13 protein-coding genes are annotated in these 15,509 nt (G+C 39.2%); 11 read left to right on the top strand and 2 right to left on the bottom strand.

Annotation, left to right across the window (positions count from 1 at the left end):
- Positions 1–30 precede the first annotated feature (30 nt).
- Complete coding sequence (locus CKV70_RS14395) at positions 31–351, top strand: thioredoxin family protein (RefSeq protein ID WP_003727589.1); 321 nt, start codon at positions 31–33, stop codon at positions 349–351.
- Positions 352–406: 55 nt separating this feature from the next.
- Here the strand turns inward: CKV70_RS14395 and CKV70_RS14390 are convergent, their stop codons facing one another.
- Positions 407–1,006 carry a nitroreductase family protein gene (locus CKV70_RS14390; RefSeq protein WP_003732155.1) on the bottom strand — a complete coding sequence of 200 codons (600 nt, stop codon included), beginning with the start codon at positions 1,004–1,006 and terminating at the stop codon, positions 407–409.
- A gap of 193 nt (positions 1,007–1,199) precedes the next feature.
- On the opposite strand from CKV70_RS14390, the gene CKV70_RS14385 reads away from it, so the two are divergent.
- The 7 genes from CKV70_RS14385 (at position 1,200) to CKV70_RS14355 (ending at position 7,544) form a co-directional block, all read left to right on the top strand.
- Positions 1,200–1,553 carry a hypothetical protein gene (locus CKV70_RS14385; RefSeq protein WP_014601243.1) on the top strand — a complete coding sequence of 118 codons (354 nt, stop codon included), beginning with the start codon at positions 1,200–1,202 and terminating at the stop codon, positions 1,551–1,553.
- 102 nt (positions 1,554–1,655) lie between these two features.
- Entirely contained in the window at positions 1,656–2,078 is a 423-nt protein-coding gene (locus tag CKV70_RS14380) for a MarR family winged helix-turn-helix transcriptional regulator (protein WP_014601242.1), read from the top strand.
- Between the two features lie 13 nt (positions 2,079–2,091).
- Complete coding sequence (locus tag CKV70_RS14375) at positions 2,092–3,240, top strand: lmo2826 family MFS transporter (protein WP_014601241.1); 1,149 nt, start codon at positions 2,092–2,094, stop codon at positions 3,238–3,240.
- 370 nt (positions 3,241–3,610) lie between these two features.
- Positions 3,611–4,702, top strand: coding sequence for a 3-phosphoserine/phosphohydroxythreonine transaminase (gene serC / locus CKV70_RS14370; protein ID WP_012951057.1), 1,092 nt, complete (start codon positions 3,611–3,613; stop codon positions 4,700–4,702).
- Positions 4,695–5,882: a phosphoglycerate dehydrogenase gene (locus CKV70_RS14365; RefSeq protein ID WP_009918143.1), complete on the top strand. Its 1,188-nt coding sequence runs from the start codon at positions 4,695–4,697 to the stop codon at positions 5,880–5,882. The genes serC and CKV70_RS14365 overlap by 8 nt, the downstream gene beginning before the upstream one ends.
- Before the next feature lie 88 nt (positions 5,883–5,970).
- The gene (locus CKV70_RS14360; RefSeq protein ID WP_014601240.1) at positions 5,971–7,212 is read left to right on the top strand and encodes a DUF1015 domain-containing protein; all 1,242 of its coding nucleotides are present in this window, start codon (positions 5,971–5,973) and stop codon (positions 7,210–7,212) included.
- Positions 7,213–7,220: 8 nt separating this feature from the next.
- Entirely contained in the window at positions 7,221–7,544 is a 324-nt protein-coding gene (locus CKV70_RS14355) for an arsenic metallochaperone ArsD family protein (protein WP_012951059.1), read from the top strand.
- A gap of 44 nt (positions 7,545–7,588) precedes the next feature.
- On the opposite strand, the gene inlJ is transcribed toward CKV70_RS14355, so the two are convergent.
- Positions 7,589–10,144, bottom strand: coding sequence for a class 1 internalin InlJ (inlJ, locus tag CKV70_RS14350; protein WP_014601239.1), 2,556 nt, complete (start codon positions 10,142–10,144; stop codon positions 7,589–7,591).
- Between the two features lie 212 nt (positions 10,145–10,356).
- Between inlJ and CKV70_RS14345 the strand changes: the two genes are divergently transcribed.
- The 3 genes from CKV70_RS14345 (at position 10,357) to CKV70_RS14335 (ending at position 15,497) form a co-directional block, all read left to right on the top strand.
- Positions 10,357–12,699 carry a helix-turn-helix domain-containing protein gene (locus CKV70_RS14345; protein ID WP_014601238.1) on the top strand — a complete coding sequence of 781 codons (2,343 nt, stop codon included), beginning with the start codon at positions 10,357–10,359 and terminating at the stop codon, positions 12,697–12,699.
- Between the two features lie 195 nt (positions 12,700–12,894).
- Positions 12,895–14,097, top strand: a complete 1,203-nt coding sequence (locus tag CKV70_RS14340) for a M20 family metallopeptidase (RefSeq protein ID WP_003732150.1) — start codon at positions 12,895–12,897, stop codon at positions 14,095–14,097.
- On the top strand, positions 14,097–15,497 hold the full coding sequence (locus tag CKV70_RS14335) for a multidrug efflux MFS transporter NorB (RefSeq protein WP_003722177.1): 1,401 nt from the start codon (positions 14,097–14,099) through the stop codon (positions 15,495–15,497). The genes CKV70_RS14340 and CKV70_RS14335 overlap by 1 nt, the downstream gene beginning before the upstream one ends.
- Positions 15,498–15,509: the final 12 nt, after the last annotated feature.

Below are 15,509 nucleotides of genomic sequence, written 5' to 3'. Positions count from 1 at the left end.
TGGAATATTCTGAATGTGAGGTGGATATGTATGGCGATTATTTTTGCAAAAGAAGATGACTTGGAAGAGATTATTAGTAGCCATCCTAAAATATTACTTAACTTTTGGGCAGAGTGGTGCGCACCGTGTCGCTGCTTTTGGCCAACACTTGAGCAATTCGCTGAGATGGAAGAAGGTAATGTCCAAGTTGTGAAAATTAATGTAGATAAACAACGCGCATTAGCTCAGAAATTTGATGTAAAAGGAATACCAAATTCGCTTGTTCTTGTTGATGGGGAAATTAAAGGCGGGATTGCTGGTATTGTCAGTTGTGATGAACTTAGAAGCAGATTTAAAAGTTTGGCAAAATAAAAATTCCGCGATACCATTTAATGGTCGCGGAATTTTTTGTTTCACGTGAAACATTTTATTTGAAAACGCGGAAACGATCAGCGTCATCGATGAATTCTTTTTCACCAGCTTCTTGAACGATGTTACCAAACGGCATTTGCGCACGTAGGTTCCAGCTAGCAGGAATATTCCATTCAGCTTTAACAGCATCGTCAATTAGTGGGTTGTAATGTTGAAGAGATGCACCGATACCAGCGTTTGCAAGAGCAACCCATACAGAATGTTGTGCAATACCTGAAGATTGTTCGGACCATACAGGGAAGTTGTCTGCATATAGAGCGAAGTTTTCTTGTAAGCCTTCGATAACAGCAGTATCTTCAAAGAAAAGAACTGTTCCGTATCCAGCGCGGAAAGAACCAACTTTTTCTTCAGTAGCTGCAAAGTTTTCAGCAGGTACGATAGCGCGTAATGTATCTTCTACGATACTCCAAAGTTTATCATGATTTTCGCCTAAAAGAATGACAGCGCGAGAACTTTGGGAGTTGAAAGAAGATGGGCTATATTTAACAGCGTCTTTAATAATTTCTTCAATTTTGGAATCCTCTACGGAAACGTTTTTATCTAGTGCATAAATGGAACGACGAACTTTAATAGAATCTAAAAATGTATTAGTCATAATAATAAAACTCCTTTGTTAATGTTATTTACTTACATAAGTATAGCAACTATTTATTAATTTGCAAGTGTTTTTGTCGGAAAAAGATTATGTAAGCGCTAAACCGGTTCTGGCTCTTGTGGAAAAACTTTTTTAGCAAAACACTTGATTTTAAGAACGTTTGTTCGTATAATGTGATTAAGAGGTGATAATTATGGTTACGGCAATCCAGAAAGAGCAAGTGCGGACAGCGAAGAATGCAGCTTTTTTAACGAGTCCGCCAGAAGTGGATTATTTAGAACGCGAGAGCTTTTTTATCACATTAAAAGATGCCATGAAGCGAGAATGGGTCGTTCGGTTAAGCTATTTTCAAGAAGCAGATGTTTCTTCTTTACGTCTAGCATCCTTTGAATATCCTTCCGCATTCCTTGGGCTTGGAGAACTTGAAAAACAAGATTTGGTGCCACTCGAAATAGATATGTTAACAGAAGAAGTTATTTTTAAGGACATAGTTGGGTATGAATATGTTATTGAATTTAGAGATATTATTGATGTGGAATTATTGTAGGAGCAGTCGTTTATTCGGCTGCTTTTCTTGTCAAAGAGGAAATTAATATGTATAATGGTTGTTATGACAATTATTGTTACGACAATGGAAAAGGGGATAGTAATGCGCGGATATTATGATGAAATCTCATTTGATGTGAATACGACAGCGAAGAAAATGCATTTGTTTTTGCTGCGTTCAATTGCGAGTTATGACGTGACGCCTGAGCAATGGTCTGTTTTAGAGGGAATTGAGGCGAACGAGCCAATTTCACAAAAAGAGATTGCGCTTTGGACGAAGAAGGATACACCGACTGTGAATCGCATTGTCGATGTTTTGCTTAGAAAAGAGCTTATTGTGCGGGAAATCAGTACAGAAGATAGACGGATTTCGCTGTTATCTTTAACTGAAAAAGGGCGAAAAGAGACGAACGAACTGCGAGATATCGTGGAAGTGAGTTGCGAAAAAATGTTTGCCGGAGTTGAGCGCGCGGATTTGGAGAAATTCACGACTATTTTAAAGAACATTTCTACTAATATAGAGTAAAGAGGGGTAAATTTTGGAAAATAAGACAAGACTTTGGACGAAGGACTACGTATTTTTATTGTTAGGCAGTGTACTTTTATATATTGGATTTATGGTGTTTATGCCTACGTTGCCGGCACGCATTATTGAGCTAGGTGGAACGCAAATGGAAGCTAGTTTGGCTGTTGGGCTATTCTCCATCGTAGCGCTATTAATGCGGGCGATTGCTGGGAGTTGGAATGACAAATTCGGACCGAAAGTACTTATTATCGTGGGTTTTTTGATTTTAATTTTAACTACAGTGAACTTTTATTGGTCAACTGCGGTGGCGGCCTTACTTATATTACGGCTTTTCCACGGGGCTGGCTGGGGTATCGGAACAACTTCCATTGCAACAGGCGTTTCTAAACTTGTGCCGCCAAGCAGAACGGGAGAAGGTATTGGTTTTTATGGGCTTACGACTGCACTCGGAATGTCACTTGCGCCGATTATCGCTATTTTAATTATGAATTATTTTTCTTTCGATGTTTTAGTGACGTTTTCACTTGTTTTGATGGTGTTTATTTTAATTTTGATGACACAGGTGAAAATTCCAAAATCAGAAAAAATTGTACATCAAAAAATGAAATTGTTTGAGAAAACGGCCTTGCTTCCGGCTGGATTGTGTTTATTAATGGCTATTCCGCTTGGTGGGATCCAGACGTTTATGATGGTATATGGAACAGAACTGGGGATTTCGACAACGTGGATATATTTTATCGGGCAAGCGATTATGGTTCTTGTGAGCCGTTTGTTTGCTGGGCGGCTTTATGATACAAAGGGACACCGTTTTGTTATTATTCCAGGAGCGCTTTCGATGATAATTGGGATATTAATTCTTTCTTTTGCAACTGGGGCAATCAGTTTGTTTATCGCATCGCTATTCTTTGGGCTAGGTTACGGGATGTCGCAACCGGCGCTTCAAGCACTGGCTGTTGACCGGGCTGCACCGCACAATAAAGGTACCGCGAACGGGACTTTTCTTTCGGGAATGGACATTGGAATGGCTGTTGGTAGTTTTGGTCTGAGTATCGTGGCGACTTACTATAATTATGCGATCATGTACCGCACAGCAATTATTGCGCTCATCGTATTTTTTGCCGTGTATTGGTTTACTTTAGGACGAAAAGTGAAAAATAGCTAACATCTCTTGTGAAGTGTTTTTCAAAAAGAAGAAGTGCGAGAATTGCTTTAAATAGCGGTTTCTCGTGCTTTTTTAATGTCAGAAAGTTTAAACATCACATTTATTTGTAGATTTAGTATAAATTTTCTGAAAAACAGTTCTGTTTCTGCTATAATATACAAAAGTACAAAAGGCAGTGTTTACTTTTAAGCGCTGAAAAATCCGAATATTGTGTGGAATATCACAGGTTCGTTTTTTTTATTTCTTAAGAACAGAACTTCGAAAAGCATAAGTGTAACGAGGAAGGCTCATATCCGGCCAATAAGTATTCTATTATTGGTGAAAATTTTTGTAAGTAATTGGGGAAATTTGATGACAGGAGAGATGTTGAGTGGAACGTGTTTATAATTTTTCGGCAGGTCCGGCGGTTTTACCAGTACCGGTACTTGAAAAGGTTCAAAGGGAGCTACTCTCTTATAATGGTTCAGGAATGTCAGTAATGGAGCTGAGTCACCGTTCAGAATTATTTCAAAACATCTTAGACGATGCGGAGAGCTTAATTCGAGAATTGATGGAGATTCCAGATAATTACAAAGTACTATTTTTGCAAGGTGGCGCGAGTTTGCAATTCGATATGGTGCCGATGAATCTTGCAAATGGTAAAAAGGCGGCGTATGTAAATACTGGATCTTGGGCGAAGAAAGCAATTTCCGAAGCCAAGAAAATTCAGGGTGTTGAGGTGGAAGTGATTGCCTCATCGGAAGACCGCAATTTCAGCTATATTCCTGAAATTCCTACAGTTTCTAGTGATGCGGCTTACTTACATGTAACAACAAATAATACAATTGAAGGAACAGCGATGTTTGATGTGCCAGATTCAACTGTCCCAATCGTTGCCGATATGTCCTCTAATATTTTATCAAGCGTGTATGATGTGAAGAAATTCGGTTTAATTTATGCGGGAGCGCAAAAGAACATTGGGCCTGCTGGATTAACGCTTGTCATCGTGCGCGAAGATTTGATAGGGCAAGTAGAGGGACTTCCTTCTATGTTAGATTTCAAAGTACAAGCCGAGAATGATTCCATGTATAACACACCACCAACGTTTGCCATTTATGTAGCGAAATTAGTATTTGAATGGATTAAGGAGCAAGGTGGCGTTGCTGGGATTGAAGCGTTAAATCGCAAAAAAGCGGCATTATTATATGATTATATTGATCAATCGGATTTCTTTTCTTCACCGGTCGAACCTTCTGCAAGATCGCTCACGAATGTTCCTTTTGTGACAAATTCTGCGGAGTTTGATAAAGCTTTTGTCAAAGAAGCTGAAGCAAACGGTTTTGAAAACTTGAAAGGACATCGCTCAGTGGGCGGGATGCGAGCAAGTCTTTACAATGCATTTCCAATTGAAGGGGTTGAAGCACTAATCGCCTTTATGGAAAAATTTGCAAATGCAAGAAAAGGGGGAGAAGTACGTGTTTAATATCCAAACGTTTAATGCTATCGCAAAAGAAGGCTTAAAGACATTTGATCTTGAAAAATATGTGATTGATGCAAACCAGCCAGCAGACGGGATTTTACTACGGAGTTACAACTTACACGATTTTGACTTTCCAGAAACAGTGAAAGCAGTTGCTAGAGCTGGTGCAGGAGTTAATAATATCCCAGTAGAAAATTGTTCTGAAAAAGGTATTGTTGTATTTAATACACCTGGCGCGAATGCCAATGCCGTGAAAGAACTAGTCCTTGCGAGTTTATTCGTTTCGGCGCGTCCAATTTTGGAAGGAACAGAGTGGGTGAAAGAATTACCGGCGGAAGATGATGTGGAACAGAAAGTCGAAGCTGGTAAGAAAGCTTTTGCGGGAACTGAACTTGCGGGCAAAAAACTTGGAATTATCGGTCTAGGTGCAATTGGAGCTTTAGTGGCAAATGATGCTCTATCGCTTGGGATGGATGTGGTCGGTTATGATCCATTCGTTTCCGTAGACACGGCTTGGAGAATTTCTAAAGAAGTGGAACGCGCGATGACGATAGAAGAAGTTTTAGCAACGTGCGATTATTTAACGGTTCATGTACCGTTAACGGATAAAACGCGCGGTATGTTTAACGCAGATACACTGCAATTAGTGAAGGATAATGCGGTCTTACTAAACTTTTCTCGTGGTGAGTTAGTGGATTCTGCTTCTGTGAAGGAAGCTTTGGATGACGGACTTTTACGTTTGTATATTACAGATTTCGCGACAAAAGAATTATTAAACCATAAAAAAGTGCATGTATTTCCTCATTTAGGCGCATCGACGGAAGAAGCTGAAACCAACTGTGCCAAAATGGCTGCGAAAGAACTACAATCATATCTTGAAACAGGTAGTATTAAAAACTCGGTTAATTTTCCGAACGTGGAAATGCCGTATAATGGGCATCCACGAATTGGGATTTGTCACAAAAACATTCCTAATATGGTCGGACAAATTACGACGGAGCTTGGGAAATACTCGTTAAACATTTTAGATATGATAAATCGCAGTAAAAATGAATATGCCTACACATTAATTGATATTGATAAAGAAACGCAAGCTAATTTGGAGCAACTAAAACAAGATTTGTTAGCTGTGCAAGGGGTTTTGCGTGTTCGAGTTATTGAACCATTAGGTGTGACAGTTTAAAATTATTACCCGGGAAATAATGAGAGCATGAAACTTTATGGTTATTGCCAGACGGGTTCATGCTCTTTTACTAAAAAGGAGGATAACAATGGTAAATATACGTCCATTTAAAGCAATTCGTCCGATTAAAAATTTAGCGGAAAAGGTAGCTTCGTTGCCATATGATGTACTTAATTCGGAAGAGGCACGCGAACTTGGTGATGCAAATAAGTATTCTTTTTTACATATTGATAAGGCGGAAATTGATTTGGATCCGGCGGTTTCCCCTTACGACCCAGCTGTATATAAAAAGGCAGCTGATAATTTGGAGCAATTTGAGTTGGATGGTTGGCTTGGTAGAGAAGCAAACCCGGCATTTTATATTTATCAACTGACGATGGATGGTCGCCCGCAAACAGGGCTGGTTGTTTGTACGTCGATTGATGATTATACAAATGGAAAAATTAAAAAACATGAGTTGACTCGTGAGGAGAAAGAGTTAGACCGGATTCGTCATGTAGATGTCTGTGATGCGAATACAAGTCCGATTTTCCTTACTTATCGTGGAAAAGAAGCAATTAATGCCCTTGTTGAGTCTTGGGTGAATGAAAATGAGCCTGAATATGACTTTGAGAGCTTCCATGGGGTCGCGCATAAGGTTTGGGCAATTACGGACACACATATTTTAGAAGACCTGTCAGCGGCGTTCTCGGAAGTCCCAGCGCTATATATCGCAGACGGTCACCATAGAACGGAATCTGCTGTGAAAGTTGGTTTGAAACGGCGCGAGGAATTCCCAGAGGCTGGGCCAGAAGCGGAATTTAATTTCTTCTTATCGGTTGTTTTCCCAGAAGAGCAATTAGAAATTCTTGATTATAATCGAGTTGTGAATGTGCCAATTGAAGTGGATTTTCTTAGCAAAGTAGAGACTAGTTTTGATGTGGAAAAGGTTGGGAAAGAAGCATTTAAGCCAGAGAAGCCAAAACAAGTAGGGATGTATTTAGACGGAAATTGGTACAAACTTACGGCGAAAAGCGAAGTGATTCCAAATGATGTTATCGGTCAGCTAGATGTTTCGATATTACAATCGCAAATTTTAACGCCGATTTTTGGAATTGAAGATATTCGTCGCGACAATCGCATTGATTTTGTCGGCGGAATACGTGGTTTAGAAGAACTGACTCGTTTGGTGGATAATGGCAGTCATTCAGTGGCATTTGCGATGTTCCCGCCAACAATGGACGATTTACTTGGTGTGGCAGATGCCGCGGAAATCATGCCACCAAAATCGACTTGGTTTGAACCGAAATTATTAAGCGGGCTGTTTGTCCATGATTTAGAAAGTAAGTAGTTTTTATTATGAAGCGAATTAGTTACTTTTATTCTGCGGAAAATGAGTCTGAGATTAACCTAGAGATATGGAAAATGTTTATGAATCAAAGTGAAGCTGAGCGAGAAATCCATTTTGATTATACAGGCATTGTGTTTGATATTCAGCTAGGAGAAGTCAGGAAAGTGGACTTGCCAGAGCGGGTTCAAGCGCTAATTGATAAGAATGGAATGGAAGCTTTGCCGATTTTAGTTGTAGATGATGCAATATACAATTATGGGGAGTTTTCTGTGATTGATGCAGTTGAGGAATTACTGGATGTGGGTGTTTCTATCCAAGTGGAAGAAGATTGAAATCAAAAAGCCGGTCGGGAAATTAATCCTGGCCGGCTTTTTTACTATTTTTTCTTTTTCCAGATAACTAGAGCTGTGGATGATAGGAATACCCCAAGTAGAGCTGATTTCCATGGTGCGGAATCGCCTGTTTTTGGTAGGGTATCTGAAGCTTTTTTCACTTCGGTTGTCTTTAAATTAGATGGCTTGGTTGGTGTGGTGTTCGTAGGTTTTTTAGTTGGTAAAGGTTGATCTGTGTTTGTGTTTTTCGTATAAATGTAGTTGACAGTTTGTGCGCTACTTGTGAATTGTCCAGTCGCATTGGTTGGTTCGGCGGATAATGTGTAGCCGTCGATTTGTTTGGCAGTTGCTTTATATGTGTCGCCAACGTTTCCGTTTAATGTTTCGGATGGAGCGAGTGTTTTGCCATTAGCATCCACGTAATTCACTGTTATCGGCTCTGCTGCTTCGATGTTTTTAGTATACACATATGTCACGGTTTGGCTGCCTGTGGTGAAAGTGCCTGTTGCATTACCCGGTGTAGTTGTTAACGTATAGCCTTCGATAGTTTTTGGCTCAGTCGTGTAGTTATCTCCTATTGTTCCAGAAATTTCTGTGGTGGAGCTCAGTTGTTTATTATCTTCGTCAACATAGTGAATTTCTACAACTCCTTTTTCAGGGGCTGGATTTTTTGTGTAAATATAGTTGACGGTTTGCGCGCTGCTTGTGAATTGTCCAGTTGCATTGGTTGGTTCGGCGGATAATGTGTAGCCGTCGATTTGTTTGGCAGTGGCGTTATAAGTGTCGCCAACATTTCCGTTTAATGTTTCGGATGGAGAGAGCGTTTTTCCAGTATCGTCCACGTAATTAACGGTTACAGGCTCTGCGGCTACGATGTTTTTAGTGTAAACGTACGTTACGGACTGGCTAGTAGTGGTGAATGTTCCGGTTGCGTTATCTGGAGTAGTCGTTAATGTATAATCTGGGATGTCTTTTGCGCTAGAAGTATAAGGATCGTCCAAATTACCGCTTAGAACTTCATCATCCGCCAATTTTTCTCCTTTGTCATCAAGGTAATGAACTGTGACGTCTTCTCCTTTGATGGGTTGAGGTGCTTCAAATGGAGTTGTTACGGTTCCTACTATAGCTCCGTTTTCGGAAGTGAAAGTATAGGTTACGGCTGGATTGTCTGTGCTGAGATTTTCCCAAGTTATTGTATTTGTTGCTTGGTCGTACACACCGCCGTCTCCCGGTTCAATATTCATCGGATTTCCAAACTGATCTAATAAATCAGGGCTAACTGCAATGGTCAAGCTGTTGTTTGTTAAAGTTTCTTTAGGCATCGTGATTGTTTGCCCTTCAGCCTCAAAATTATTGTTAAGGGCAGGAATTTTACCTACAGAAGAGAAGTCTTGGATGTGCGCATTTACGCAAGACAAACTTTTCAGCTTTGTGTTATGGGAAACGTCTAATTCCGTTAGTTCAGTATTATTTAAATACAAATAGACTAATTTAGGGTTTTGTGAAAGATCCAATTCTGTTATACCAGCGGCTTGGCAGTCTAATAAATATAATTGTGTATTATGCGTGACATCAAGCTCTTTTATTTTTCTACATCCTTCAGCTTGAAAATATATTAATTGTGTGTTGTGTGTTAGGTCTATTTCTAATAAATCTGTTTGTATACAATGTAGTGTAGTTAATTTTGAAAGCGTAGATACATCTAATTCAGTTAAAGGATTTACGCTACAATCAAAATATGTTAACTGTGTAAGCGGGGTTACATCTATTTCGGTTAATTTGTTACTGGAGCAATCTAGGAAAGTTAGCTGAATATTTTGGTTGAGGTCCAGTTTAGTTATATTATTAGTGTCGCAGTTTAGACGGTTCAGTAGTTTATTTTGACTTACATCTAATTCAGTTATTTTATTAAAGCTACAGTCTAAGGTTGTTAATTGAGTTTGTGGTGTCACATCTAATTTGGTGATTTTTTTATTTAAATGGCAGTCTAGCTCGGTTAATTGTGTATTGTGGCTGACATCTATTTCGGTTAAGGTGTTGCGCGCGCAGTTTAAATAAGTTAACAGTGGATTTTGACTTACATCTAACTTTGTGAGTTTGTTCGTGTCGCAATTTAAGTAGGTTAATTTTGTAAGCGGGGTTACGTCAAGGTTTGTAAGTTTATTTGAATCACATGCCAGATAAGTTAAATTAGTGTTTTGGCTAAGATCAAGGGTGGTAATGTTGTTACTTGTGCAAATTAATTTTGTTAAACCAGTTAATTTTTCAATACCAGTCATATCGGTTATGGATGAATTATGGCAATCTAGACTTGTTAGAGTAGCTAGTTGTTCTTCGCTGATAGTGTCAGTTGCTTGCATTTCAAATGCTGCTGCTACCTCTGAAGCAAAATTGTCATCAGGAAACCAGTCGTTAAAACTTTGTGTTTGACCGGCTTTGAGTGTGTTTTTTATAGTTGGTTGAGTTGAGCTTGTTTCTTTATCAGTAGTGATTTCTGTCGTATTATCAATAACATCATTCGTTGCTGCGAATGTTAAAAGCGGGTTTGAAACCATGGTTAAACTAACTAATGAGGCAATTACTATTTTAGTAGTTTTCAATTTGGCGCACTCCTTATTCGTTCTCTATAATCATTTATTATACGCCGTTTTATTTACTATTTTGTCTCGCAAAAGTACAAAAATTCCGGAGATATGTGACTTGATTGTGTCGGTTTGATGACTAAAGCAATCATAAAAAATGGTAGCGATTAATTTTCACGATTATGATAATATAAAAGTGTCCGATTAAGTTAAACGAAGGAGTGAATCGAGTGTCTCATTTAAAAGATTATACGATTGGTATTCAACATATAAAGCAGCTGACGTCGGAAATATCACTTGGAACTAAATTAGTATTTGCTATTTCTGGACAAATAACAATCAAGATTTCTGAGCAAAATTTTTACTTGCACGAAGGCGATATTTTAGTCCTTGATCGCAACACTTTTTATACAATTGAAGGAAATGAAGCAAACTTATTCATTAATTTAACGATTTCAGATACATTTTTTGCGCATTATTATGAGGATTATTTTCAGCATTCTTTTAAATTTTTCTCGAAGGAGAGTGACCCTGGGAGAGAGCGGGTTGTTGGGTCATTAAGGAAGTCGGTGAGTGAGCTTTTGATTGCTTCGGCGACGAAGAAACGGGCGAATAAATTAGAAGCGCAATCGGCGTTATTCCAAATTTTATTATTACTTACGCGTTTTTTGAAAAAAGGGGTTCCATCTTCTGCTAGGAAAGAAGTCAATGATAAACGAATTTCGCGCATCATTCGAGAAGTGGAGGAGCGGTTTGATGAAGCCTTGTCGCTTCGTGTGTTTGCGCAAAAAGAGTTTTTAAGCGAGGCATATTTATCTCGTTATTTTAAAAAGACGACTGGGCTTGGTTTTTTGCAGTATTTGACGGAAGTTCGATTGAAGCATGCGATTCAAGATTTGCTACATTCGGCGGAAAGTATTACGGAAATCGCGTTAAAAAACGGTTTTTCGAGTCAAAAGCATTTTTCAGAAGTATTTAAGTTTCATTTTGAGCTAACGCCAAGTGAGTACAGAGCGGAACATCATGCGGAAACGAATTTGTTAATAGACAATAAGGCATCTGAGCTGGGCGCTAGTATAGAGCAAATTGTGCCATCTCCGGAGATTTTAGTGAATTTGTCGCGACTTTATCATGATGTGGAGCCGGGCAAGGAATTAAATAAAGCGCCATTTGAGAAAAAGAAAATTGATATTACGGAAAAGACTGCCCGTTGTCTTAGTGAGAATATGAATATTTTAACAATTGGTGAGCTTAAAGAAGTGCTTAAAGCCAACGTGCAAAAGCAGATTATAACGACACGCGATGAAATTGGGATTAATTATATTGGTATTCGTCACTTGTTTAGGGGTTCGACGTTCTTGCCTGAAACGGAAACGGACGAGCTAGTACCGACATCTTCGCCATACGCTAACGCGGATTTGGCGCTCACGTTTTTAAAACAACAAAATTTAGAGTTGTTCATTCGCATAGAGTATCAAGATATTGTAGGCGATGTAGCGGCTGTTTTTGAACGATTAGATCATTTTTTAAAGCATTGTATGCAAGTTTTTGGGCGAGAATTTGTTTCTAAGTGGCATTTTATGTTTTTTGAGCCGAAAAATACATATGCTGATAAGGAAGAACTAAAAAAACTTTATTTGAAAATATATCATATTTTAAAATCGCGTTTTCCAGCTATCCAAGTCGGAAATTTTGTCCCGTTTTCACTTTCTAAAAATGAAGTCCCAGAACGGCATATGTGGTTTTTAGATGTGGCTGATAAAATTGACTTTGTGGCCTATAATGCGAATCAAAATGAAGCGGTGGATTTTTCGAAGGAAGATATGAAGTCGTTTATGATTTCAGAAGATTATTGTTTGTCTAAAACACGGAAGTTGAAGGCTTTTTTGAAACACCATCATATTAATAAACCCCTTATGCTAGTGAACTGGAATACACTAACGGGAAATACACGGTATACGAATGGTACGTTTTTCCGAGGTGCGTTGGTTTTAAAAACAATGCTAGATTTAGCACCAGAAGTGGATGCGCTAGGGTTCTGGATTAATACAGAACTGCATGAAGGCGATGACAGCCAATTAAATATTAGCTTAGATGGGATTGAAATGTTCCACTTTTTTGACGGAAAAAGACCGGCGTTTTATGCGGTGAAGTTTTTGAGAAGGCTTAAAGGTGTTGTTGTTGCTGAGGGTGCGGATTTTATTATGACGAAGCATACAGACGGATACCAACTTATTCTGATGAACTGTGCGAATATTAACCCGAGATATTCTGTGGAAGAGAGATTTACTAAGGAAGAGCAGAAAGAACTGCATATCCGAATAACAGGGCTTCAAGCTGGGGAATACCAAGTGTGTAAATGGCAATTCGACCGCGATAATGGGGCGCTTTACTCGAAATATTGGCAGCTTAATAGTAAGTATGGACTGGATAAAGAGATTTTGGATTATATTGTTGATGCCTCTCAGCCGACTCTTACGGTGAGCGATGAGACGATTACGGAAGATTGGTCGTTTTATGCTTATTTAGACATTAATGCGATTCATTTTTATGAGTTTAGAAGTACGATTTAAAAAGGTTCAACTCCTGCAGTTGAACTTTTTTTATGCCCCTAACACCGGATTTTTGACATTGGTTGCTACGGTTTAGAAAAGAAGAAAATTTCAAGCTAAAACTAAGCAAAAAAGCAAACTTCTTTTAGTTTGTTTTTTTTTATAATAAAGGTGTAGTTAAAAATACGGAAGTTCTGGCCAGCGGAAGTATTAAAAATGGAGGTTTGGACAATGAAAGAGAAGTTATTTCAAAAACTAGACGAAAAACGAGATCGAATGATAGAAATTCGTCGTTACTTACATGAACACCCTGAACTTTCTTTTCAAGAGGAGAATACGGCGAAGTATATTGCGGATTTTTATAAAGAAATGGACTGCGATGTGCGGACGCATGTTGGCGGGAATGGCGTTGTAGTAACGATTGATACAGGCAAACCAGGTAAGACACTTGCAATTCGCGCTGATTTTGATGCACTTCCTATCCAAGAAGAAACTGGTCTAGCTTTTGCATCTAAAAATCCTGGTGTAATGCATGCTTGTGGTCACGACGGACATACTGCTTATATGCTTATTTTAGGAGAAACACTTATTGAAATGAAACAAGAATTAACAGGGAAACTTGTTATTTTACATCAACATGCGGAAGAAACTCCTCCTGGTGGCGCAATTCAAATGATTCAAGATGGGGCGCTGGATGGTGTAGATAATGTACTTGGAATTCATGTGATGTCTACGATGAAAACGGGCGAGGTTTTCTACCGTGAGGGTGCGATTCAAACTGGTCGCTCTTATTTTAAACTTAAGGTACAAGGTCAAGGTGGACATGGCTCATCTCCGCATTTAGCAAATGATGCTATTGTTGCAGCAAGTGAATTTGTAGTAGCTGTGCAAACGGTGATTAGTCGTCGTTTAAATCCATTTGATGTCGGCTCGATTACAATTGGTTCTTTTGACGGAAAAGGTAGTTTTAATGTCATAAAGGATGCGGTTGAGCTTGAAGGTGATGTGCGCTCGATGTCTGAAGAGGCACGCAACATTATTCAAAAAGAAATTACCCGTATCGTTAGCGGCATAGAAGCAATGTTTGGCGTTACTTGTGAACTTGATTACAAAAATGATTATCCGGTTTTAAATAATGACGAAGCTTTGACTGACTTTGTTGTTAAATCTATTAAAGGAGCGAAAATCCCAGAAATCACGGATGTTGTGCGCTGTGAACCGCAACCACCATCAGAAGACTTTGCTTATTATGCAAAAGAACGCCCGAGCTCATTTTTCTATGTGGGAGCAATGCCGGCAGATGGCCATTTTTACCCGCATCATCATCCAAAATTCGACATCAATGAGGATGCATTATTAATTGCATCAAAAGCCATGGGAGCTTGTGTTGTAGATTACTTAAAAGGAGAGAATAACTAATGACTTCAACAGCGTATAAAGGTACAAATAAACTAATCGTTGGGATTGTTTTCGGGGTTATCACGTTTTGGCTTTTTGCTCAATCTATGGTGAATATTGTTCCGGCCGTGCAATCTGACCTTGGAATTTCCTCAGATTTACTTAGTATTGCCATCAGTTTAACCGCGCTATTCTCAGGTATTTTTATCGTTGTAGCAGGTGGGATGGCTGACAAATTTGGTCGCGTGAAATTAACTTATATCGGACTTATTCTTAGTATCATCGGTTCACTGCTACTTGTTGTCACTCAAGGGTCGACGTTACTTATTATCGGCCGTATTATTCAAGGTCTTTCAGCTGCTTGTATTATGCCAGCAACCCTTGCCTTAATGAAAACTTATTTTGACGGGGCAGATAGACAAAGAGCACTTAGTTACTGGTCAATTGGCTCATGGGGTGGATCAGGTATTTGTTCGTTCGCAGGTGGCGCTATCGCAACATATATGGGCTGGCGCTGGATTTTCATTATTTCCATCGTATTCGCACTGCTTGGAATGCTACTTATTAAAGGTACTCCAGAAAGTAAAGTCGTTCAAAATACAAAAGCAAAATTTGATTCATTTGGTCTTGTTCTTTTTGTTATCGCAATGGTTTGTTTGAACCTTATTATTACTCGTGGCGCAACATTTGGCTGGACAAGCCCAATTACTATTACAATGCTCGTTGTTTTCCTAGTTTCTGCGGGATTATTTTTCCGAGTGGAACTGCGACAAGCAAACGGATTTATTGATTTCTCGTTGTTTAAAAATAAAGCTTATACAGGCGCAACACTTTCGAACTTCTTGCTAAACGCAGCAGCTGGAACACTGGTTGTCGCAAACACTTATGTGCAAATTGGTCGCGGTTTTACGGCGTTCCAATCCGGTTTACTTTCTATCGGATATCTTGTCTGTGTGCTCGGAATGATTCGCATCGGTGAAAAAATTCTTCAACGTGTTGGTGCGCGTAAACCAATGATTTTAGGCTCTGGTATTACGGCTGTTGGTATTGCACTAATGGCGCTGACGTTTATTCCGGGAACCCTTTATACAGTGCTTGTATTTATCGGTTTTGCTTTATTCGGGATTGGACTTGGCATGTATGCGACTCCTTCAACAGATACAGCCATTTCTAATGCTCCAGAAGATAAAGTCGGAGTAGCATCTGGTATTTACAAAATGGCAAGTTCGCTAGGTGGCTCATTCGGCGTGGCGATATCTGCTACGATTTATGGTGTGATTGCACTTTCAGGAAATATTGATTTAGCCGCAATGGTGGGGCTTTTAACGAACGTCGGTTTTTGTGTCGTTTCACTTATTTCCGTTGCTATAACAACACCATCTGCGAAAAAAGCGCTCGAATTAAAAGCCGCAAAAGAATAGGAGGTTGGATTT

This window comes from Listeria monocytogenes (assembly GCF_900187225.1).
Taxonomy (GTDB): domain Bacteria; phylum Bacillota; class Bacilli; order Lactobacillales; family Listeriaceae; genus Listeria; species Listeria monocytogenes.
The sequence above is the reverse complement of the archived record's forward strand: the minus strand, read 5'-3'. Positions and strand labels throughout refer to the sequence as shown.